The sequence below is a fragment of the Sediminimonas sp. genome, assembly GCF_024637375.1.
Classification (GTDB): domain Bacteria; phylum Pseudomonadota; class Alphaproteobacteria; order Rhodobacterales; family Rhodobacteraceae; genus Sediminimonas.
Genome location: NZ_JAGXFK010000061.1, coordinates 1 through 21,175, shown reverse-complemented (window position 1 = coordinate 21,175; position 21,175 = coordinate 1). Strand labels below are relative to the sequence as shown.

General features: G+C 66.2%; 18 protein-coding genes and 1 pseudogene. 9 read left to right on the top strand and 10 right to left on the bottom strand.

Annotated features, from left to right (window positions below; translation table 11 throughout):
- Window positions 1–14: 14 nt before the first annotated feature.
- From rseP to pyrH, 6 genes are all read right to left on the bottom strand, one after another.
- Window positions 15–1,355 (bottom strand): RIP metalloprotease RseP, encoded by a 1,341-nt coding sequence (gene rseP / locus Q0L89_RS10295; protein WP_296764630.1) that lies wholly within the window; start codon window positions 1,353–1,355, stop codon window positions 15–17.
- A gap of 33 nt (window positions 1,356–1,388) precedes the next feature.
- Window positions 1,389–2,573, bottom strand: a complete 1,185-nt coding sequence (dxr, locus tag Q0L89_RS10290) for a 1-deoxy-D-xylulose-5-phosphate reductoisomerase (RefSeq protein WP_296764628.1) — start codon at window positions 2,571–2,573, stop codon at window positions 1,389–1,391.
- Complete coding sequence (locus Q0L89_RS10285) at window positions 2,570–3,364, bottom strand: phosphatidate cytidylyltransferase (RefSeq protein ID WP_296764626.1); 795 nt, start codon at window positions 3,362–3,364, stop codon at window positions 2,570–2,572. The genes dxr and Q0L89_RS10285 overlap by 4 nt, the downstream gene beginning before the upstream one ends.
- Window positions 3,361–4,128, bottom strand: coding sequence for a polyprenyl diphosphate synthase (gene uppS, locus Q0L89_RS10280; RefSeq protein WP_296764623.1), 768 nt, complete (start codon window positions 4,126–4,128; stop codon window positions 3,361–3,363). Before uppS ends, Q0L89_RS10285 begins: the two co-directional genes overlap by 4 nt.
- A gap of 42 nt (window positions 4,129–4,170) precedes the next feature.
- Window positions 4,171–4,734: a ribosome recycling factor gene (frr, locus tag Q0L89_RS10275; RefSeq protein WP_296764621.1), complete on the bottom strand. Its 564-nt coding sequence runs from the start codon at window positions 4,732–4,734 to the stop codon at window positions 4,171–4,173.
- A 66-nt stretch (window positions 4,735–4,800) separates the two neighbouring features.
- A complete protein-coding gene (pyrH, locus tag Q0L89_RS10270; protein WP_296764618.1) occupies window positions 4,801–5,541 on the bottom strand; it encodes a UMP kinase in 741 nt (246 codons plus the stop codon).
- A 140-nt stretch (window positions 5,542–5,681) separates the two neighbouring features.
- On the opposite strand from pyrH, the gene miaA reads away from it, so the two are divergent.
- The 7 genes from miaA to Q0L89_RS10235 all read left to right on the top strand — a co-directional run bounded on the left by miaA (window position 5,682) and on the right by Q0L89_RS10235 (window position 14,430).
- Window positions 5,682–6,593, top strand: coding sequence for a tRNA (adenosine(37)-N6)-dimethylallyltransferase MiaA (gene miaA / locus Q0L89_RS10265; RefSeq protein ID WP_296764616.1), 912 nt, complete (start codon window positions 5,682–5,684; stop codon window positions 6,591–6,593).
- Window positions 6,594–6,710: 117 nt separating this feature from the next.
- The gene (locus tag Q0L89_RS10260; RefSeq protein ID WP_296764613.1) at window positions 6,711–7,505 is read left to right on the top strand and encodes an AraC family transcriptional regulator; all 795 of its coding nucleotides are present in this window, start codon (window positions 6,711–6,713) and stop codon (window positions 7,503–7,505) included.
- Between the two features lie 259 nt (window positions 7,506–7,764).
- On the top strand, window positions 7,765–9,420 hold the full coding sequence (locus Q0L89_RS10255) for an ABC transporter substrate-binding protein (protein ID WP_296764610.1): 1,656 nt from the start codon (window positions 7,765–7,767) through the stop codon (window positions 9,418–9,420).
- Window positions 9,421–9,569: 149 nt separating this feature from the next.
- Complete coding sequence (locus tag Q0L89_RS10250; RefSeq protein WP_296764609.1) at window positions 9,570–10,622, top strand: ABC transporter permease; 1,053 nt, start codon at window positions 9,570–9,572, stop codon at window positions 10,620–10,622.
- 15 nt (window positions 10,623–10,637) lie between these two features.
- Entirely contained in the window at window positions 10,638–11,822 is a 1,185-nt protein-coding gene (locus Q0L89_RS10245; RefSeq protein ID WP_296764606.1) for an ABC transporter permease, read from the top strand.
- A gap of 100 nt (window positions 11,823–11,922) precedes the next feature.
- A complete protein-coding gene (locus Q0L89_RS10240) occupies window positions 11,923–14,007 on the top strand; it encodes an ABC transporter ATP-binding protein (protein ID WP_296764604.1) in 2,085 nt (694 codons plus the stop codon).
- Window positions 14,008–14,091: 84 nt separating this feature from the next.
- Window positions 14,092–14,430 carry an antibiotic biosynthesis monooxygenase gene (locus Q0L89_RS10235; RefSeq protein WP_296764601.1) on the top strand — a complete coding sequence of 113 codons (339 nt, stop codon included), beginning with the start codon at window positions 14,092–14,094 and terminating at the stop codon, window positions 14,428–14,430.
- On the opposite strand, the gene Q0L89_RS10230 is transcribed toward Q0L89_RS10235, so the two are convergent.
- Window positions 14,431–15,021, bottom strand: coding sequence for a lytic transglycosylase domain-containing protein (locus tag Q0L89_RS10230; protein ID WP_296764599.1), 591 nt, complete (start codon window positions 15,019–15,021; stop codon window positions 14,431–14,433).
- Between the two features lie 161 nt (window positions 15,022–15,182).
- Here Q0L89_RS10230 and ssb point away from each other — a divergent pair, with 161 nt between their 5' ends.
- Both ssb and typA read left to right on the top strand, forming a co-directional pair.
- On the top strand, window positions 15,183–15,656 hold the full coding sequence (gene ssb / locus Q0L89_RS10225; RefSeq protein WP_296764597.1) for a single-stranded DNA-binding protein: 474 nt from the start codon (window positions 15,183–15,185) through the stop codon (window positions 15,654–15,656).
- A gap of 173 nt (window positions 15,657–15,829) precedes the next feature.
- Complete coding sequence (gene typA / locus Q0L89_RS10220) at window positions 15,830–17,650, top strand: translational GTPase TypA (protein ID WP_296764594.1); 1,821 nt, start codon at window positions 15,830–15,832, stop codon at window positions 17,648–17,650.
- A gap of 40 nt (window positions 17,651–17,690) precedes the next feature.
- Here the strand turns inward: typA and Q0L89_RS10215 are convergent, their stop codons facing one another.
- The 3 genes and pseudogenes from Q0L89_RS10215 to Q0L89_RS10205 form a co-directional block, all read right to left on the bottom strand.
- Window positions 17,691–17,978 carry a DUF1330 domain-containing protein gene (locus Q0L89_RS10215; RefSeq protein WP_296763253.1) on the bottom strand — a complete coding sequence of 96 codons (288 nt, stop codon included), beginning with the start codon at window positions 17,976–17,978 and terminating at the stop codon, window positions 17,691–17,693.
- A 4-nt stretch (window positions 17,979–17,982) separates the two neighbouring features.
- Complete coding sequence (alaS, locus tag Q0L89_RS10210) at window positions 17,983–20,649, bottom strand: alanine--tRNA ligase (protein WP_296764592.1); 2,667 nt, start codon at window positions 20,647–20,649, stop codon at window positions 17,983–17,985.
- Between the two features lie 112 nt (window positions 20,650–20,761).
- Window positions 20,762–21,175, bottom strand: a pseudogene (locus tag Q0L89_RS10205) (DNA recombination/repair protein RecA); the annotation flags it as partial.

Below are 21,175 nucleotides of genomic sequence, written 5' to 3'. Positions count from 1 at the left end.
CAGGCAATCGCGGCTCAGGGGCAGAACAGATCGTTGCTGAGCGCGAACACCATCAGCGACACGATGAACGCCAGCCCTACCGCCATCAGGATCCGCAATGCGCCGTCGCTGGGCGGTTTGCCGGTCACCGCCTCGTAGGCGTAAAACACCAGGTGGCCGCCATCCAGAACCGGGATGGGAAAGAGGTTGAGTAGCCCGATCGCCGCCGACAGCACGCCGACGAAATAGATGAAGTTCGACGCGCCCTGGCTGGCCATCTGGCCCGAGACCTCGGCAATGCCAATGGGGCCGGACATGTTGCAGCTGCTGATCGCCCCGGTGATCATGTGATACAGTCCCGACACCGAGCCGACGATGATTTCCCACAGCGTCGCCACCCCGCCCAACAAGGCGCTGCCAAGGCCGGGCGTTTCGGTCGCCGGGGCAAAGAACATGCCCCCCATGATACCGATGCGCCAGTTGGCCTCGAACCCGCCGCCGCCCTGGGGTTCATCCACACGGCGCGGTGCCAGCGTCAGCTCCAGCGTCTCGCCCTCGCGCCAAACCTCGAGTAAAAGCGGCGCGCCCTTGGCGGCTTCGACCCGGTCCTTGAGCTGCGAAAACGCGACGATCGGCTCTCCGTCGACGGCGGTGATCACGTCGCCGCGCTCGAGCCCGGCGTCTATGGCGGCGGATTTCGGGCTGAGCTGCTGCACCATCGGCGGCATCACGTATGGCCCGCGCACCGACATCTCGCGCCCGTCGCGGCGCACGGTGTAATCCAGAAGATCGGATTTCGGCAGTGCCTCCATCACGTCGGCGGCTTGCGCGCCGGTCGCCTCGTCGATGGGGTGTCCCTCGACCGACAGCAACGTGTCGCCGGGGCGGATGTCGTGCGCCACCGGCACCGGGTGGAGCGCGCCGACGGTCAGCGGCTCGACCGGCACGCCGCGGGTCATCCCGATGGCGGTGAACACTGCCACCGCCAGCACGAAATTGAACACCGGCCCCGCCGCCACCGTAGCGGTGCGCGCCCACAGCGGCGCGCCGTGCATGGTGTGGCGCTGCTCTTCGGCGGACAGCGAGGCCACCGCCTCGCCGTCCTTGCCGCTGGCGGCGTCGGAATCGCCCAGGAACCTGACGTAGCCGCCAAGTGGCAGCGCCGCCACCTGCCAGCGGGTACCGCGCTTGTCGAGGCGCGAATACAGTACCGGGCCGAAACCGAGGCTGAAGACCTCTGCCCTGATCCCGGACCAGCGCCCGACGATGTAGTGGCCGTATTCGTGGACCGCCACGATAACCGACAGCGCAACGACGAACGCGACCAGCGTCCAGATGAATCCGCCGAATTCGGGAAGTAGTGCAATGTTATCCACGAGGTGTTCGTCCTGTAATCGCTTCGTTTGTGATTATGAGTGCGCCGCGGCACCGCGCGCGGCCATCGCCGCGTCGGCCGTCACCCGCGCGACATGGTCAGCCCGGGCGACGGTATCAAGTGAAAACCCGGCATCAATGAGGCCATTGTCGGGATAAATTCGGGACAGCACGTCCTCGACGGTTTCGGCCATTTGCATGAATCCGATGCGTCCGGCCAGGAACCCGTCCAGCGCGCGTTCCTTGGCGGCATTGAACACCGCGCCCGCCAGCCCGCCGCGCGCGAGCGTCTCTCGTGCGAGGCGCAGGGCCGGGAACCGCCCGGGATCGGGCGCCTCGAAGCTCAGCCGCCCCGCCTGCGCCAGATCCAGGCGCGCCACCGGCAGATCGTGCCGCGCGGGCCAGTTCAGCGCGTAGCCGATGGCGTGGCGCATGTCCGGCGGGCCGACATGCGCCATCAGCGCGCCGTCGTTGAATCCCACCAGCGCGTGTACCAGCGACTCGGGATGCACCAGGACCTCGATGATCTCCGGGGAAACCCCGAAAAACTCTTTGGTTTCTATTATTTCAAGCGCCTTGTTGAACATCGACGCGCTGTCGATGGTGATCCGCTGGCCCATGGCCCAGTTGGGATGCGCCGAGGCCTGCGCTACCGTCGCGGTGCGCAGCCGGTCAAGCGGCCAGTCACGGAACGGGCCGCCCGAGGCGGTGATGATCACCCGTTCGACCGTGTCGATATCCTCGCCTGCCAGCGCCTGGTAGATCGCCGAATGCTCGCTGTCCACCGGCAGGATGCGGGCGCCGTGGCGGCGTGCCGTCTGCATCACCAGCGGTCCGGCGGTAACCAGCGATTCCTTGTTGGCAAGCGCCAGCGTGCCGCCGTGTTCCAGCGCCCTGAGTCCCGGTGCCAGCCCCGCCGCGCCGACGATCGCCGACATGGTCCAGTCGGCAGGGCGGTCTGCCGCCTCGTCTATCGCGGTCGCGCCGGCCGCCGCGGTCACGCCGCTGCCGGCCAGCGCGTCGCGCAGATCGCCCAGAAGGTCGTCATGCGCGGTCACGGCCACCTGTGCGCCCAGCCGGCGCGCATCATGCGCCAGTTGCGCGATGTTGCGCCCGCCGGTCAGCGCCACCACCTCGAACCGGTCCGGCGCGCGCGCGACCAGCTCCAGCGTGTTCTGCCCGATGGAGCCCGTCGCTCCGAGAACCGTCACCCGCCTCATGACACCCCCGGCGGCATCCCCGCCGCGAACCAGACCAGGAAAAGCATGAGCGCGGCCCCCACCATGCCGTCGAAGCGGTCGAGCACCCCGCCATGACCGGGGATCAGGGCCGAGCTGTCCTTGACCCCGGCGCGCCGCTTGATGGCGCTCTCGGCAATGTCGCCGGCCTGCGCGGCGACTGCCAGCAGCACGCTCAGCGCGGCCATCGCGGCCGCGCCAACCCCAAGCCAGCCGGCGAAAAGCGCCCCGGTCAGCGCCGCGCCGGCCCATCCCGCGACGGTGCCGGACCAGGTCTTCTTGGGGCTGACACGGGGCCACAGCAAAGGCCCGCCAAACGTCTTGCCGGCGAAATAGCCCGCGATATCGGTTATCGCCACAAGCGCGATCAACCATGTCATCCACCCTGCCCCGGCCTGTGCCCGCACCAGGATCATGCCAAGGCCGGCGAGCAGGATCATCGCCCCGTAGCCGGCCCAGACCACCCGCTGCCCGGCACCCGCCTGCGCCAGCCCGGCAACGACAACGGCCAGCACCACGGGCAACATCCAGACCGCCGGCAATAGCGGTGCCACCATCAGTACCGCGCCGCCCAGCAAAGCGATCTGCACAGGCGCACTGGCCGGATGCGGGGCGCAAAGGCGCATCAGTTCCCATAGCATCAGCGCGCAGGCCAGCGATACCATGGCCCGAAACGCAAGCCCGCCCCACCACAGCGCCGCGGCGGCGATGCACACCATGACGGCGGCCGATGCCACCCGAGGCACAAGGTCGTCCCAGCGGGCGGTGCTCATGCCTTGACGGCGCCGAACCGCCGCTCGCGCCCGCCGAAGGCATGGACCAGCCGGGCGAACTCGTCGGCGGTGAAGTCCGGCCAGAGCGTGTCGATGAACTCGTATTCGGCATAGGCCGACTGCCAGAGCAGAAAATTCGATATTCGCGCCTCGCCGCTGGTGCGGATCACCAGGTCGGGATCGGGCAGCACCCGGGTATCCAGATAGCGCGGCAGCGTCTCGACATCCACGTCGCCCGGGTCAAGCCGGCCGGCGGCCACGTCCTCGGCCAGCCGCCGTGTGGCCCGCGCCACCTCGTCGCGGGCGCCGTAATTGAGCGCGATGGTCAGGTGCACGCGGTCGTTGCCGGCGGTCATCGCCTCCAGCTCGTCCATCAGCGCGATCAGCTTGTCGTCAAGCCGCACCCGGTCGCCGATGAAACGCACCCGCACGCCCTCGTCGCGCAGGGCGCGCGCTTCGCGCGTGATATAGCGGCGAAACAGGCTCATCAGCCCGGAAACCTCGGCCTGGGTGCGCTTCCAGTTCTCGGTCGAGAAGGCAAAGATGGTCAGGTACCGGACGCCCAGGTCGGGGCATGCCTCGACGATCTCGCGCACCCGGCGTGCGCCGGCGTGATGCCCGAACAACCGCGGGCGGCCGCGCATCCGGGCCCAGCGACCGTTGCCGTCCATGATGATGGCGACATGCCGCGGCCCGTTGGCCGGCGTGCCGTCGATGTGGTCTGACGCCGGGTCCTGTTTCGCGGTGGTCGTGGTTGCGGGCATTGGGCCCCCTCTCTGGTTGCGCGGTTCGACGGCGGGCGGCATTCAGACCTGCATGATCTCGGCTTGCTTGTGCTCCAGCGCCTCGTCGACCGCGCCGGTATACTTGTCGGTCAACTCCTGCACCGCGGTTTCCCAGAACTTCTGGTCGTCCTCGGACATTCCGTCGGCCTTGGCCTTCTTGATCTGGTCCATGCCGTCGCGGCGGACATTGCGGATCGCGACGCGGGCATGCTCGGCGTATTGCGAGGCGACCTTGCTCAGTTCCCAGCGGCGCTCCTCGTTCAACTCGGGGATCGGCAGCATGATGATCGGGCCGTTGGTTTGCGGGTTTATGCCCAGCCCCGATTCGCGGATCGCCTTTTCCACCTTGCCGACGAGGCTCTTGTCCCAGACGTTGATGGTGACCATGCGCGGCTCGGGCACGTTGACGGTACCGACTTGGTTGATCGGGGTTTTCTGGCCGTAGGCATCGACCATCACCGGCTCCAGCATCGAGGCCGAGGCGCGCCCGGTGCGCAGCGAGGCGAACTCGGTGCGCAGCGACCCGATCGCCCCTTCCATGCGCCGCTCCAGATCGTCGGTGTCGATTTCGATATCTTCTGCCATCGTCTTGCTCTTTCCTTGACTGCCGCCCGCCTTGCACATCACCGGCGGCGCGTGTTGGCCACCAACCTATCCCTGGCCGTGCACGGTTGTATAGGTCCCCTCGCCGGCAAGGACGCCCCGGAATCCGCCCGGCTCGTCCAGCGAAAAGACGATGATCGGCAGGTTGTTGTCACGCGCCAGCGCGATGGCGCTGGCATCCATCACCCCCAGGTGCTGCGCCAGCACCTCGTCATAGGTTACCCGGTCGAAGCGACGCGCATTCGGATTGGTGCCGGGGTCGCTGTCGTAGACGCCATCGACCTTGGTGCCCTTGAAGATCGCCTCGCAGTTCATTTCGTTGGCGCGCAGCGTGGCGGCCGTGTCGGTGGTGAAATACGGGTTGCCGGTGCCGGCGGCGAAGATGCACACGCGCTTTTTCTCAAGGTGGCGCACGGCGCGGCGGCGGATGTATGGCTCGGCCACCTCGTCCATGCGGATGGCGCTGATCACGCGGGTGTGGATGTCAAGACCCTCGAGCGCGCTCTGCATCGCCAGCGCGTTCATCACCGTGGCCAGCATGCCCATGTAGTCGGCGGTGGTGCGTTCCATCCCCTGGGCCGAGCCCTGGAGCCCGCGAAAGATGTTGCCGCCGCCGATCACCATGCAGATCTCGACGCCCATCTCGTGCACCGATTGCACCTCGCGGGCGATCCGCTGCACCGTCGGCGGGTGCAGCCCATAGCCCTGATCCCCCATCAATGCCTCGCCCGATATCTTCAGCATCACGCGGCCGAACATGGGCGGTCGCGGGGTCGGGTCGTCGTCCATGGGCGGGCTCCGTGGGATGTGTTTGATTGCGCGCAAAATGTCGCAAAACGTCCCGGTGTTCAATGACCGATGACCGGGGCGGTGAAAAACCCGCCGTGTGCGTCTTAAATCCGGCGCCGCGGCCGTCTATGTTGGCGCGCATGGATGCTCTCGCCCCCCTGCCCGCCGCGCTGACTCGGGCGCTCGATGCGCCGCGTCCGGTGCTGATCGCCGGGCCGACGGCGTCGGGAAAATCCAAGCTGGCGATGCGCGTCGCGCGGCATCATGGCGGCGTGATCGTGAACGCCGACGCGATCCAGGTTTATGCCGACTGGCGCATCCTGACCGCCCGGCCCTCGCCCGACGACGAGGCGCGGTTGCCGCACCACCTCTACGGGCATGTGCCCGGCGAGACGGCCTATTCCGTCGGGCACTGGCTGCGCGAGGTGGCGCCGTTGCTGGCCGGTCGCGGTGACGCGCGCCCAATCATCGTGGGCGGCACGGGGCTGTACTTTGCGGCGCTGACCGAAGGGCTGGCCGACATCCCGCCAACGCCGCCCGAGCTTCGCGCCCGTGCCGACGCACGCATGCGCCGCGAGGGGCCGCGCCCGTTGCTGGCCGAACTGGACGCGCCGACACGCGCGCGCATCGACACCTGCAACCCGGTCCGGGTGCAGCGCGCGTGGGAGGTGTTGCAGGTCACCGGGCGCGGGCTGGCCGCGTGGCAGGACAGCACACCGCCGCCGCTGCTGCCGCTTGGCGCGGCGACGCCGATCCTGATCGAGGCCGACAAGGCATGGCTGAACGACCGGATCGCGCGGCGCTTCGATGCGATGATCGCCGCCGGCGTGCTTGACGAGGCGCGCGCGAACCTCGCCGGATGGGAACCCGCCCGGCCCGCGGCCAAGGCCATCGGCGCGCCCGAGTTGATCGCCCATTTGCGTGGCGAGATCACGCTCGACCAGGCGCGCGCGGCGGTGAGCGTCGCCACGCGCCAATATGCCAAGCGCCAGCGAAGCTGGTTCCGCAAGCGTATGCGCGATTGGCGGATTCTCGCGGCCGAATCACTCTGAACGTATCGGGCGCTTTACATATTTCAACATATTGCCGCAGTTTCCCGTCAACATGCCACGAATCCTTGACCGCAGACGTCATGTTGAAATGGAGGCCCCTTGACCGCAGATCACGCCATGCCACGCATCCGAATCCGGACCATCTCGCAGCTTTCCCGCGGTGCCGGCTGGCGCCTGAGCCTGCTGCATGTGCATGATGGTGACCTGCTATTCTGGGTCACCAAGGGCCAGGGTCTGTCGGTGGTGCAAGGGGTGCGCCGTGGCGTGGGCATCCATAACGCGCTGTTCATCCCGGCGGGGCATCTGTTTTCGCTCGACCTGGGCAAACAGGGATTCGGCCTGGCGATCGAACTGCCCGCCGCCGGCGGCCTGGGCATGCCCGACGAAGCGCAGCACTTGCGGGTGCGCGACGTGCACGCGCAGGCCGAGATCACCGGCATCGTCGAGGACATGCAGCGCGAGCAGTCGGGCAAGCGGCCCTTCGCCGACGAATGCGTGATGGCCGACGCGATCCGTTTGTCGGTCTGGTTCAGGCGCCAGATGATCGAGATCGGCGACACGCCAGAGCAATCCGCCGGCAGCGCCGCGGCGCGGCGGCTGTCGCAGGCCTTCTGCGCGCTGGTGGCGCGCGATTTCCACACCGGCAAGCCGATGGCCGACTATGCCGCCGACCTGGGCGTGACGCCGACGCACCTGACCCGGTCGTGCCGCGAGGCGTCGGGGATGACCGCCTCGGAAATACTGACCCAGTGCACCCTGCACGCCGCGCGCGACCTGATCGAAACATCCGACCATCCGTTGCAGAATATCGGCCATGCGCTCGGCTTCGGCAGCGCCGCCTATTTCTCGCGTTTCGTGCAGCACCAGACCGGCCAGCCGCCAAGCGCGCTGCGCCGCCTTGCACAACCCTGATGTAGTTCATCGCGCACCGCCGCGGTTCCGGCAGTTTGTGCCCGCGATGGCCGCGCATGCGCCGCAAATGTCGTTTTTGCATTGTCGAGATGTCGCTTTTTCGTCGTGAAATGGCGAAGGTAAGCGTTGACGGAGCATGGAATCTGGTGCCGAATGATCGCGGGAGCGGACGAATGATCGCACCGGGCGTGTTGCAGCGCCTACAAGTGCGGCGAAGACCGCCAGACCGACCGAACCATCGTGTCACAGGGAGATTGATATGACCGACCACAATGAGACCCGGAAACCCCACAGCGTCGCGTTGATGTACGCGGAGGAATTCAAGGCGGGCAAGCTCGACCGCCGGGAATTCCTTACCCGTGCGACCGCGTTGGGGTTGAGCGCCGCGACCGCCTATGGCCTCGGTGGCCTGGCCCAGCCGGTACAGGCGCAGGAAACCCCGCCGATGGGCGGCACGCTGCGCTGCCAGATGAGCCTGCGTGCGCTCAAGGACACCCGCACCGCCGACTGGTCGGAGATCGCCAACGTCACCCGCGGCACGCTGGAATACCTTGTCGAGTACAACAACGACGGCTCAATCCGCGGCATGCTGCTTGAAGACTGGGACATCAACGACGACGCGACCGAGTACATGCTGAATGTCCGCAAGGGCGTGAAGTGGAACAACGGCGACGATTTCACCGCCCAGGACGTGGCGCGCAACATCAACCGCTGGTGCGAGAAGGATGTCGAGGGCAACTCGATGGCCGCGCGCGTCTCCAGCCTGATCGACCCGGAAACCAACAAGGCCCGCGACGGCGCGATCGTCGTGGTCGACGACCACACCGTCAAGCTGACGCTGCCCAAGTCCGATATCTCGCTCATCCCCGGTTTCGCCGACTACCCGGCGGCGGTGGTGCACAGCTCGTACAACCCGGACGCGATCCAGAACGTCGGCACCGGCCCCTACCTGATCGAACGCCACGAGGTCGGCGTCGGCAGTACCCTGGTGCGCAACCCCGATCACACCTGGTGGGGCACCGATGTTTACGGCGGCCCCTACCTCGACCGGATCGAGTATATCGACTTCGGCACCGACGCGGCGGCCTGGCTGGCGGCGCTGGAATCCGACGAGGTGGACATGCTGCACGAGTCCGTGGGCGAGTTCATCGACATCATGGACGGGCTCGGGCTGAAAAAATCCGAGGTCGTCACCGGCGCCACCATCGTGGTGCGGCCCAACCAGCTGGCCGAGGTGGACGGCATGAAGCCTTACGCCGACAAGCGCGTGCGCCAGGCGATCCAGATGGCCACCAACAACGCCGTCTGCCTTGAACTGGGTTATGGCGGGCGCGGCGAGGTCGCGGCCAACCACCACGCGGCGCCGATTCACCCCGAATACGCCGATATCGGCCCGGCCAAGTACGACCCCGAAGCGGCGATGGCCCTGATCGAAGAGGCCGGCATGGCCGATTTCGAGCACGACATCGTGTCGATCGACGACGACTGGCGCAAGAACACTACCGACGCGGTGGCCGCGCAACTGCGCGACGCCGGCATGAAGGTGAAGCGCACGATCCTGCCCGGTTCGACCTTCTGGAACGACTGGACGAAATACCCGTTCAGCTCGACCAACTGGAACCACCGCCCGCTGGCGGTGCAGATATGGGCGCTGGCCTACCGCTCGGGCGAGGCGTGGAACGAGTTCGGCTGGTCCAACCCCGAGTTCGACGCGCTTCTCGAAGAGGCGCTGTCCGTCGCCGATGCCGACAAGCGCAGCGAGATCGCCGCCAGGCTCGAGGCGATGATCCAGGAAGGAGGCGTGACGATCCAGCCTTACTGGCGCTCGCTCTATCGCCACATGAAGCAGAGCGTGATCAATGCCGAGCAGCACATCACCTTCGAGCATCACCACTACAAGTGGGGCATCGCCTGATCGATCCCCTCCACAGGGCCGCGCCGGCAACGGCGCGGCCCTTTTTCGCAAGCCCGGCGCGCCACCGCGAACGCGCGCCTGGCCGCCAAAAAGAATGATCCGCACTCGGCCGCAGCCCGCCGCGACGCGCCGACCGACAGGGGCACAATATGGGACTTTTCATTCTCCGACGATTGGGCGTGATGATCCTGACGGCGCTTTGCCTCACGTTCATCGTGTTCTACCTCACCAACCTCTATCCAAATCTGGAAAAGCTGGCCAAGACGCAAGGCAATTTCCGCATGAGCGACGAGCAGGTGCAAAGCTACCTGGCGCGCAACGGCCACATGCAGCCCATGCCGATCAAGTACGGCCAGTGGCTGGGCGTTCTGCCGGGCTGGACCGTCGAGGTAGACGATGGGGTGCGGGGGCGGTGCGTGACCGGCACCGTATCGGCCGAGAAAATCGCCGAGGCACCCGATTTCTGCGGCGTCCTGCAAGGCTATTGGGGCACGTCCACCGTGTTTCGTACCGAGGTCGGGGGGATCATCGCCGAGCGCCTGACGCTGACCGGTATCCTGATGTTCTGGGTCGTGGTGCTGATGGTGCCTTCGGCACTGGCCCTGGGCGTTCTGGCGGGAATGCGCGAGGGCACGCGCACCGATCGGTCGCTTTCGACCTTCGCCATCGTCACCACGGCAACACCGGAATACGTCTCGGGGGTGATTTTGATCGCGGTCTTCGCCTCGTCGGCAAGCGGGCTGCGATGGTTCAAGGGCACCGCGACCAGCGCCATGGAAAACCCCAATTTCGAGAACTTCTTTCTGCCGGTGCTGACCATCGCGCTGTACGGGATGGGCTATATCGCGCGGATGACCCGCGCCTCGATGGCCGAGGTGATGACCGCGCAATACATCCGCACCGCGCGGCTCAAGGGGGTGACGTTTTCCAACATCGTGATGCGCCACGCGCTCAGGAACGCGCTGATCGCGCCGTTCACGGTGATCATGCTGCAATTTCCATGGCTGCTGAACGGGGTGGTGATCGTCGAGACGCTGTTCAATTACAAGGGGTTCGGCTGGACCCTGGTGCAGGCGGCCAGCAACAACGACATCGAACTGCTGCTGGGCGTTTCCGTGGTGTCGGTGTTCGTCGTGCTGATCACGCAGCTGATCTCGGATATCGGTTACGTCTATCTCAACCCGCGCATCAGCGTGTCCTAACGGAGAGCAGGAACCATGGAAACATTGAGTTGGGGCGAAATCTTCGTCCGGATCCTGATCCAGTTCATCCCCGTCTGGATCGCCCTGATCGCGACCTTCGCACTGTCGATCACCTTCAAGCGACGGCTGGGCCTTTACGGCAAGCTGTTCGATTCGACCATCGGCATGACCGGCTTCGCGCTGGTGATGTTCTGGGTGTTCACCGGCATCCTGGGCGGCGGTTTCGACATGGTCATCACCCATGACGTGCTGGAACAAAGCGGCGCGATGAAGAACAAGGTGCCCGGCACCCCCTACACCAAGATGATCGGCGACGTGGCCGAGAACGCCTATCCCTATTACCTGCTGGGCGGCGACAACCTTGGCCGCGACGTGTTCTCGCGCATGATCGTGGGCGCATGGGAGGTGATGAAGATCGCCCCCTTCGCCACCCTGTTCGCCTTCATGGTGGGCATCACGCTGGGGCTGCCGGCGGGATATTACGGAACCAAGCTGGACACGTTCCTGTCGTTCCTGGCCAACCTGATCCTGGCGTTCCCGGTGATCTTGCTGTTCTACCTGTTGGTGACGCCGGAAATCGTCGCGACGGGTATTCCCGTCTACATGGCCGGGGTGTTGTTCATCTTTCCGATCATTTTCCTGGTGGTGCTCTACAATTCGCGCTTCTTCACGCAACCGCCCAAGCGCAACCTCTACGTGGCGCTGACGGTGCTGATCGGCGGCTGGCTCTACCTAGGGATCGCGTGGGATGCCGACCCGCTGGGCGTGATCGGTTTTCCGCCCAACCTGCTGGTGGTGTTCGTGGCGGTGGTGTTCGTCAACTCGCCCACGGTGTTCCGCATCGTGCGCGGGCTGACCATGGACATCAAGTCGCGCGATTACGTCGCCGCCGCGCAGACCCGCGGCGAGGGACCGTGGTACATCATGTTGTGGGAAATCCTGCCCAACGTGCGCGGGCCGCTGATCGTCGATTTCTGCCTGCGCATCGGCTATACCACCATCCTCCTGGGAACCCTTGGTTTCTTCGGGTTGGGTCTGAGCCCGGAAAGCCCCGACTGGGGCAGCACGATCAACGAGGGCCGCAAGCTGTTGTCGATCTACCCGCATCCCGCCCTGCCGCCGGCGTTGTCGCTACTCAGCCTGGTGCTGGGGCTGAACCTGCTGGCCGACGGGCTGCGCGAGGAATCCCTGCGGGATTGACGGGCGGGACCGACGGGGGGCGCTGCCCCCCGTTACCCCCCGGAGTATTTTGGGAAAGATGAAGACAGGGGCGCCGCAAGCGTCCGACAGGGAGACAAAAATGGCGAACCCGGACTATGAAGGCCCAATCCTTGAAATCTACCGGCTGTCGATTTCCTTTTTCACCCGGCTGCAGGAAATCCCGGCGGTCATGGATTTCTCGATGTCCGTGCAACCGGGCGAAGCCGTGGGGCTGGTGGGCGAGTCGGGTTGCGGCAAGTCCACCGTCGCGCTTGGCGTGATGCAGGATCTCGGCGTCAACGGCCGCATCGTCGGCGGCACGATCAAGTTCAAGGGACGCGACCTTACGCAGGTGTCGCAATCCGAGTTGCGCCACATTCGCGGCAACGAGATCGCGATGATCTACCAGGAGCCGATGGCCTCGCTCAACCCGGCGATGCGGGTCGGCAAGCAGCTCATGGAAGTGCCGATGATCCATGAGGGCGTTTCCCGGGAAGAGGCCGAAAAGCGCGCGTTGCAGGTGATCAGCGACGTCAAGCTGCCCGACCCCGAGCGCATCCTGCGCGCCTTCCCGCACCAGTTGTCGGGTGGGCAGCAGCAGCGCATCGTCATCGCCATGGCGCTGATGTCCAAGCCCTCGCTTCTGATCCTCGACGAACCGACCACGGCGCTCGACGTCACCGTCGAGGCGGCGATCGTGGACCTGGTCAAGGATTTGGGCAAGAAATACGGCACCTCGATGCTTTTCATCTCGCACAACTTGGGGCTGGTGCTGGAAACCTGCGACCGGATCTGCGTGATGTATTCGGGCGAGGCGGTCGAGCGCGGCGCCATCGAGACGGTGTTCAACAAGATGCGCCACCCCTACACGCAGGCCCTTTTCCGGTCGATCCCGCTGCCGGGCGCGAACAAGAACGCGCGCCCGCTGGTGGCGATTCCGGGCAACTTCCCGCTTCCGCACGAGCGCCCGCCGGGGTGCAATTTCGGCCCCCGATGCGATTACTTCGAGGCCGGGCTGTGCGACCAGGGGCATATCTACATGACCCCCGTGGACGAGGCCGGCCTGCACGAGAGCCGCTGCCTGCGCTTCAACGACATCGACTGGGACGCGCCGTTGCGCAAGAGCGAGCAGAAGGCGCCCGCCGAACCCGGCGAGGTGGTGCTGTCGATCGACAAGCTGCGCAAGTATTACGAGGTGGCCGCCAACGCCCTGTTCGGCGGCGGCGACAAGAAGGTGGTCAAGGCCAACGAAACCCTGACCTTCGAGGCACGCGAAAGCGAAACGCTGGCCATCGTCGGCGAATCCGGCTGCGGCAAATCCACCTTCGCCAAGGTGCTGATGGGGTTGGAGACCGCGACCGCCGGCAAGATCATCCTCGATGAGCGCGAAATCCAGGACATCGCCATCCAGGACCGCGACACCAAGACCGTCTCGGAAATACAGATGGTGTTCCAGAACCCGTTCGACACGCTCAACCCGTCGATGACGGTGGGCCGGCAGATCATGCGGGCCCTCGAAATCTTCGGCATCGGCAAGACCGAGGCGGCGCGGCGCGACCGCATGCTGTCGCTGCTGGACCTGGTGAAGCTGCCGCGCGAATTCGCCGACCGCATGCCGCGGCAGTTGTCGGGCGGGCAGAAACAGCGCGTGGGCATCGCCCGCGCCTTTGCCGGCGACGCGCGCATCGTGGTCGCCGACGAACCGGTTTCGGCGCTCGACGTGTCGGTGCAGGCGGCGGTCACCGACCTGCTGATGGAAATCCAGCGCGAACACAAGACCACGCTGCTGTTCATCAGCCACGACCTGAGCATCGTGCGCTACCTTAGCGACCGGGTCATGGTGATGTACCTGGGCCATGTCGTGGAACTGGGCACCACCGACCAGGTCTTCAGCCCGCCTTATCATCCCTATACCGAGGCGCTCTTGTCGGCGGTGCCGATCGCCGATACCCATGTCGAGAAACGCCACATCGTGCTGGAAGGCGATATTCCGTCGGCGATGAACCCGCCCTCGGGCTGCCCGTTCCAGACCCGCTGCGGCTGGAAAGACCAGGTGCCCGGCGGGTTGTGCGATACCGAGGTGCCACCGATGCGCGAGCTGGGCGATGGGCACCAGATCAAGTGCCACCTGGCCGAGGAATTGCTCGCGCGGATGGAGACGGTGATCAAGGTCGCCGCGGAATAGACCGGCTGCGGGTGCGCTCTGTCAGGCCCCGGCGACGCAACTATGGAAGGAGCCGCCCCGCCATCGGCCTGGGCGCGGACATGCATGACCGAAATTGCCCCCCTGCCCGAGCCGCCGTATTTCGCGGTGATCTTCACCAGCCAGCGCCACGCGCGGGAGGGCGACGGGTACGACGCCATGGCGACCACCATGGTCGAACTGGCCGCCGCGCAGGCGGGATTTCTGGGCATGGAAAGCGCCCGCGGGCCCGATGGCCTGGGCATCACGGTGAGCTACTGGAACAGCGAGGCGGCGATCACGGCCTGGAAAGACAACGCCCGGCACCGCGTGGCGCAGCGACTGGGAAAGGCCGGCTGGTATGACCGCTATTGCCTGCGCATCGCCAGGGTCGAGCGCCAGTACGAGGGCCCGGCGGGCCGCTGATCAGCCACGGCCCAGGATCACGCGCACATAGGCGCGGGTTTCGTCATAGGGTGGCACGCCGTTGTGTTTGCGCACCGCCCCGGGGCCGGCATTGTATGCGGCCAGCGCAAGGCGCCATGATCCGAACAGGCGGTGTTGCGTGGCAAGATATCGCGCCCCGCCGTCAAGGTTTTGGTATGGGTCTTCCGGGTCGACACCAAGCCGGCGTGCCGTGCCGGGCATCAACTGCGCCAGCCCGATGGCTCCCTTGTACGATACCGCCTTCGGGTTGAAGCCCGATTCCTGCTGCACAAGCCGCAGGAACAGGTCCGCCGGCACGCCGTGCCGCTTCGCCGCGCTGCGCGCCATGTCCAGATAGGGGCCGTCATAGGCGCCGTCATAGGGCTTGGCGCTCCCCCATTTGGTGGGCGTGACCACCTGCGGCGCGGCAAGCCGCACCTTGGTGGCGGTGCGGCCCGATGCGCGCTTGTCGAGAACGCTGGTCTGCCCCTTGAACATGGCCTTGCGCGCGTTCGATGCCAGAACGTCGGCGTTTGCCGCGCCGCCGGCCGCCATGGCCAACGCGATGGTGATGGAAATGCCGTGTCGCATATGCCCCCCGGAATGCAAGGATCACAGTATAGCCCAGCACCTGCCGCCGCGCCAGCCCCGGCGCGCGGGGCGATTTTTGCGGTTTCCGGGGCAAGATTAACCTTTCCTTCAGCCCGATGCAGTGGTGTAACCTCGGCATACGGATTCGACGGGAGGATGGCATGGCCGGTTCGGTAAACAAGGTAATTCTCATCGGGAACCTGGGCCGCGACCCCGAGGTACGCACGTTCCAGAACGGCGGCAAGGTGTGCAACCTGCGCGTCGCGACCTCGGAAACCTGGAAAGACCGCAACACCGGCGAACGCCGCGAAAAGACAGAATGGCACAGCGTCGCCATTTTCCAGGAAGGACTTGTCCGCGTCGCCGAACAATACCTGCGCAAGGGCTCCAAGGTCTATCTCGAAGGCAAGCTGCAGACCCGCAAATGGCAGGATCAGAACGGTCAGGATCGCTACAGCACCGAGGTTGTGTTGCAGGGCTTTGACGGCACGCTTGTCATGCTCGACGGCCGCGGCGACGGTGGTAGCGGCGGAGGTGGCGGTGGCTACGGTGGTGGCCAGGACGGCGGCGACCCCGGCCCGCAACCCGGCGGCGGCGGCGCATCGCGCGACCTCGACGACGAGATCCCGTTCTGAGCGCCTGATCGCCCGGCATGTCGTGGTCGCCAGATGTCATGGTCGCCAGACGCGGCCCGGCGACCACAAGCCATGCACACTGGCCTGTTCGCGGGCGTGGCGGCTTTGGGTCTGGTATTCCGCCGCGATGCGGTATAGGTCGCCGCAAACGCTTCCCCCCAAAGGACCCCGGAATGGAACTGCGAAACATCGCTATCATCGCGCATGTCGACCACGGCAAAACGACCCTTGTTGACGAATTGCTCAAGCAATCGGGCACCTACCGCGCAAACCAGGCAACCACCGATCGCGCCATGGACAGCAACGATCTGGAGCGCGAGCGCGGCATCACGATCCTCGCCAAGGCGACCTCGGTCGAGTGGAAGAACACCCGCATCAACATCGTCGATACCCCCGGCCACGCCGATTTCGGCGGCGAGGTCGAACGCATCCTGTCGATGGTCGACGGCGTGTGCCTTCTGGTCGATGCCGCCGAGGGGCCGATGCCGCAGACCAAGTTCGTCACCTCCAAGGCGCTGGCGTTGGGGCTGCGCCCGATCGTGGTGCTCAACAAGGTCGACAAGCCCACGTCAGAGCCCGACCGCGTGCTCAACGAGGTCTTCGACCTCTTCGCCAACCTCGACGCCAACGAGGACCAGCTCGATTTTCCGCATGTTTATGCCTCGGGGCTGAGCGGCTGGGCTGATACCGATATCGACGGCCCGCGCAAGGACATGACGGCGCTGTTCAACCTGATCGTGAACCACGTCCCCCCGCCGCGCCAGGCCGCGCACGATCATGAACCGTTCCGCATGCTGGCCACCACCCTGGGCGCCGACCCGTTCCTGGGCCGCATCCTGACCGGGCGCGTCGAATCGGGGCGGATCAAGGCCGGCGCCACGGTGCAGGCCCTCAGCCGCGTGGGCCAGAAGATCGAACAGTTCCGCGTCTCCAAGATCATGGCCTTCCGGGGCCTGTCGCAGCAGGAAATCCCCGAGGCGGTGGCCGGCGACATCGTCAGCCTCGCCGGCATGTCGAAGGCGACCGTGTCGGACACGATCTGCGCCCTGGCGGTGGAAGAGCCGCTTTACGCGCAGCCCATCGACCCGCCCACCATCACCGTGACCATCGGCATCAACGACAGCCCGCTGGCCGGGCGCGACGGCAAGAAGGTACAAAGCCGCGTGATCCGCGAGCGCCTGATGAAAGAGGCCGAGTCGAACGTCGCCATCAAGGTCAGCGACACGCCCGGCGGCGAGGCGTTCGAGGTCGCAGGCCGCGGCGAATTGCAGATGGGCGTGCTGGTCGAGAACATGCGCCGCGAGGGTTTCGAACTGAGCATCTCGCGCCCGCAGGTTCTGTTCCGCGAGGGCGAGAACGGCGAGCGGCTGGAGCCGATCGAGGAAGTCACCATCGACGTCGATGACGACTACTCCGGCGCGGTGATCGAAAAGGTCACCGGCCCGCGCAAGGGCGAGTTGGTCGAGATGAAGCCCGCCGGCGCCGGCAAGACCCGCATCGTCGCCCATGTGCCGGCGCGCGGGCTGATCGGCTATCACGGCGAATTCCTGACCGACACCCGCGGCACCGGGGTGCTCAACCGCGTCTTTCACGGCTGGGCGCCGCACAAGGGCCCCATTCCCGGGCGCCGCGCCGGCGTGCTGATCTCGATGGAAAACGGCATCTCGGTGGCCTATGCGCTGTGGAACCTCGAAGAGCGCGGGCGCATGTTCATCGGCGCGCAGGAGCAGGTCTATCAAGGCATGATCATCGGAGAACACAGCCGCGAGAACGACCTGGAAGTGAACCCGCTCAAGGGCAAGAAGCTGACCAACGTGCGCGCCAGCGGCACCGACGACGCCGTGCGCCTGACCACGCCGATCACCCTGTCGCTGGAAGAGGCGATCGCCTATATCAACGACGACGAACTGGTCGAGGTCACCCCCCACTCGATCCGCCTGCGCAAGCGCCACCTGGACCCGCACGAACGCAAGCGCCGGGCACGCACCGACTGACCCTCGCCCGCGCGCGCCGGTGATCCGGGGGGCGCGCGGTCTATTCGCTGGTCTCGACGATCAGCAATTCGCGCTCGGACGCGTCGCGCGCGTGGCTCAGCGCCTCCTGGTAGGCATCGGAGCGGTAGCATTCCTCGGCCGCTTCGACCGACGGGAACTTGGCCACCACGTTGCGCGGACGGTCCTTGCCTTCAAGCTGCACGTAGCGGCCGCCGCGGGCGATGAAATGGCCACCGTGCGCCGCGATGGCCGGCCCGGCGAGCGCGGCATAGCGCCCGTAGGCATCCTCGTCGGTGACGGTGACATGGGCGATCCACAGTGCAGGCATCTGATCAGCCCTCCAATACCGCTTCGGCGGCCTTGATGGCGGCCTCGGCGTTGCCGGCGTCGCGGCCGCCGCCCTGTGCCATGTCCGGGCGGCCGCCGCCGCCCTTGCCGCCCAGTTCGGGAGTGGCGGCACGCACCAGGTCCACGGCCGAGACCCGGTCGGTCAGATCCCCGGTCACCCCGGCGGCCACCGCAACCTTGCCGTCCGCGTCAGCAATCAGCAACACAGCTCCGCTGCCCAGGCGGGCCTTGTGTTCGTCGATGAGCGCCGGCAAATCCTTGCCCGACACCCCCGAAAGCACCTGCGCCACGAAGGGAATACCGCCTATGTTGTGCGGCTCCGGCGCCGCGCCGCCCTGCCCGCGGCCGCCGGTCATGGCCAGTTCGCGGCGCAGCTGTGCCACTTCGTTGCTCAGTGTCTTGCGTTCGGTCTGCAACTGGCGAACCCGCGCCACAAGATCGTCGGGCGTTGTGTGCAACGCCTCGCCCAGCTCGTCGAGAATCGCCTGGTTCTTCTGGACCAACGCAAGCGCGTCGTCGCCGGTTATCGCCTCGATCCGGCGCACCCCGGCCGACGAGGCGCCCTCGGATGTCAATTTGAAGGCGCCGATATCGCCGGTCTGCGTGACATGGGTGCCGCCGCACAGCTCGATCGAATAGGTGCGCCCGTCGACCCCTTTGCCCGATCCATCGAGTTCGCCCATCGACACCACCCGCACCTCGTCGCCGTACTTCTCGCCGAACAGCGCCTGTGCGCCGATCTCGCGCGCGTCGTCGGGCGCCATGATCCGTGTCGTTACCGGTGCGTTCTGCCGGATATAGGCGTTGACTTCGCGTTCAACGCGTGCCCTTTCCTCGGGGGTCAGCGGCTTGGCGTGGCTGAAGTCGAAGCGCAACCGATCGGGCGCGTTGAGCGAGCCGCGCTGCGCCACATGAGCCCCGAGCGCGCGGCGCAGCGCCTCGTGCAACAGGTGCGTGGCCGAGTGGTTGGCGCGGATCGCGCGGCGCCGGTCATGATCGACCTCGAGCTCGACGAATCCCCCCGCGTCAAGCGCGCCCTCGGTGACCTCGGCGAAGTGGATGAAAACGCCGGCGGTGGCGCGGGTGTCGGTGATCCGCGCCACACCGTCCTTGCCGCGCAGGGTGCCGCTGTCGCCGACCTGGCCGCCGCTTTCGGCATAGAACGGCGTCTGGTTCAGCACGATCTGCACGCGCTCGCCGATCGCGGCGCGCGTCACCTCGGCGCCGTCGCGCACCAGCGCCATGATCTGGGCCTCGGCGGATTCGGTCTCGTAGCCCAGGAAATCGGTGGCGCCGTGGGTTTCGGCGATGTCGTACCAGATGGCGGAATCGGCCGCCTCGCCGGACCCGGCCCAGGCCGCGCGGGCCTGCGCCTTCTGCGCGGCCATCGCCGCCTCGAACCCGTCGACGTCGACGGTACGGCCCTTCTCGCGCAGCGCGTCCTGGGTCAGGTCGAGCGGGAACCCGAAGGTATCGTACAGCTTGAACGCCGCCTCGCCGGGCAGATCCGCGTCCCGAGGCAGGCCAGTGAGTTCCTCGTCCAGCAGCCTGAGCCCGCGGTCGAGCGTCTGCTTGAATCGCGTCTCCTCCAGCTTCAGCGTCTCCTCGATCAGCGGCTGCGCGCGGCCCAGTTCCGGATAGGCGGCGCCCATCTGCTGCACCAGCGCCGGCACCAGGCGGTACATCAGCGGGTCGCGCACCCCCAGCAGGTGCGCGTGCCGCATGGCGCGGCGCATGATCCGGCGCAGCACGTAGCCGCGCCCGTCGTTGCTGGGCATCACGCCGTCGGCGATCAGGAACGAGGTCGAGCGCAAGTGATCGGCGATCACCCGGTGATGGGTCTTTCCGGGGCCGTCGGGATCGCTGTTCGAGACATCGGCGCTGGCCTCGATCAGGGCGCGCATCAGGTCGGTGGCATAGTTGTCATTGGTGCCCTGCAACAGCGCCGCGACCCGCTCGATCCCCATGCCGGTGTCGATCGACTGATTGGGCAGGTCGCGCCGGGTGCCATCCTCGAACTGCTCGTACTGCATGAACACGAGGTTCCAGATTTCGACAAAGCGGTCGCCGTCCTCCTCGGGTGTGCCCGGCGGGCCGCCCCAGTATTCCTCGCCATGATCAAAGAATATCTCCGAGCACGGCCCGCAGGGCCCGGTGGCCCCCATCATCCAGAAATTGTCGTCGGTGGGGATACGCAGGATGCGCTCATCCGGCAGGCCGGCCACCTTTTTCCACATCTCGGCGGCCGCGTCATCGGTGTGGTAGACGGTGACCAGCAACCGGTCCTTGGGAATCTCCAGTTCGCGGGTGATCAGCTCCCACGCGAAGGGAATCGCCTGTTCCTTGAAATAGTCGCCGAAGCTGAAATTGCCCAGCATCTCGAAAAAGGTATGGTGCCGCGCGGTGTACCCGACATTGTCGAGATCGTTGTGCTTGCCGCCGGCGCGCACGCATTTCTGCGCCGTTGCCGCGCGTGTGTAATCGCGGTGCTCGACCCCGGTGAACAGGTTCTTGAACTGCACCATGCCCGAATTGACGAACATCAATGTCGGATCGTTGCGCGGCACAAGCGGGCTGGATGGCACGACCTGGTGCCCCTGTCGCTCGAAATAGGACAGGAATGTCGAACGGATATCGTTGAGCGTGGGCATGGCGGGGTCTTTCCGGATGAACGGGATTTCCCGTTCGTTTATATCCGCTTGGCCCCACTGTCCACCGCAACCCGTGCCCCGGCGCGGCTGGCCGGGGCACGGGTTTTGCCTGTCAGGCTTCGACGACGTCGCCGTCGTCGCCCTCTTCTGGCGCGTCGAATTCCAGCCCGTGCGCGGCCCGGATCTGATCCTCGATCGCATGCGCCATCTTCGGGTTGTCCTTGAGGAACTGCTTGGCGTTCTCCCGGCCCTGCCCGATACGCTCGTCGCCGTAGCTGAACCACGAGCCCGACTTGTCGACCACCCCGGCCTTGACCCCGAGATCGAGAAGTTCACCGGTCTTGGAAATCCCCTCGCCGTACATGATGTCGAACTCGACCTGCTTGAACGGTGGTGCGACCTTGTTCTTGACCACCTTGACCCGGGTGGCGTTGCCGACCACCTCGTCGCGGTCCTTGATCGCGCCGATGCGCCGAATGTCGAGCCGTACCGACGAATAGAACTTGAGCGCGTTGCCGCCCGTCGT

Excerpts from the sequence above, each read along its gene's own strand:
- dxr (WP_296764628.1), bottom strand. The coding sequence starts at position 2,573 with ATGAGGCGGGTGACGGTTCTCGGAGCGACGGGCTCCATCGGGCAGAAC.
- Q0L89_RS10285 (WP_296764626.1), bottom strand. The coding sequence starts at position 3,364 with ATGAGCACCGCCCGCTGGGACGACCTTGTGCCTCGGGTGGCATCGGCC.
- uppS (WP_296764623.1), bottom strand. The coding sequence starts at position 4,128 with ATGCCCGCAACCACGACCACCGCGAAACAGGACCCGGCGTCAGACCAC.
- frr (WP_296764621.1), bottom strand. The coding sequence starts at position 4,734 with ATGGCAGAAGATATCGAAATCGACACCGACGATCTGGAGCGGCGCATG.
- pyrH (WP_296764618.1), bottom strand. The coding sequence starts at position 5,541 with ATGGACGACGACCCGACCCCGCGACCGCCCATGTTCGGCCGCGTGATG.
- miaA (WP_296764616.1), top strand. The coding sequence starts at position 5,682 with ATGGATGCTCTCGCCCCCCTGCCCGCCGCGCTGACTCGGGCGCTCGAT.
- Q0L89_RS10260 (WP_296764613.1), top strand. The coding sequence starts at position 6,711 with ATGCCACGCATCCGAATCCGGACCATCTCGCAGCTTTCCCGCGGTGCC.
- Q0L89_RS10255 (WP_296764610.1), top strand. The coding sequence starts at position 7,765 with ATGACCGACCACAATGAGACCCGGAAACCCCACAGCGTCGCGTTGATG.
- Q0L89_RS10250 (WP_296764609.1), top strand. The coding sequence starts at position 9,570 with ATGGGACTTTTCATTCTCCGACGATTGGGCGTGATGATCCTGACGGCG.
- Q0L89_RS10245 (WP_296764606.1), top strand. The coding sequence starts at position 10,638 with ATGGAAACATTGAGTTGGGGCGAAATCTTCGTCCGGATCCTGATCCAG.
- Q0L89_RS10240 (WP_296764604.1), top strand. The coding sequence starts at position 11,923 with ATGGCGAACCCGGACTATGAAGGCCCAATCCTTGAAATCTACCGGCTG.
- Q0L89_RS10235 (WP_296764601.1), top strand. The coding sequence starts at position 14,092 with ATGACCGAAATTGCCCCCCTGCCCGAGCCGCCGTATTTCGCGGTGATC.
- Q0L89_RS10230 (WP_296764599.1), bottom strand. The coding sequence starts at position 15,021 with ATGCGACACGGCATTTCCATCACCATCGCGTTGGCCATGGCGGCCGGC.
- ssb (WP_296764597.1), top strand. The coding sequence starts at position 15,183 with ATGGCCGGTTCGGTAAACAAGGTAATTCTCATCGGGAACCTGGGCCGC.
- typA (WP_296764594.1), top strand. The coding sequence starts at position 15,830 with ATGGAACTGCGAAACATCGCTATCATCGCGCATGTCGACCACGGCAAA.
- Q0L89_RS10215 (WP_296763253.1), bottom strand. The coding sequence starts at position 17,978 with ATGCCTGCACTGTGGATCGCCCATGTCACCGTCACCGACGAGGATGCC.
- alaS (WP_296764592.1), bottom strand. The coding sequence starts at position 20,649 with ATGCCCACGCTCAACGATATCCGTTCGACATTCCTGTCCTATTTCGAG.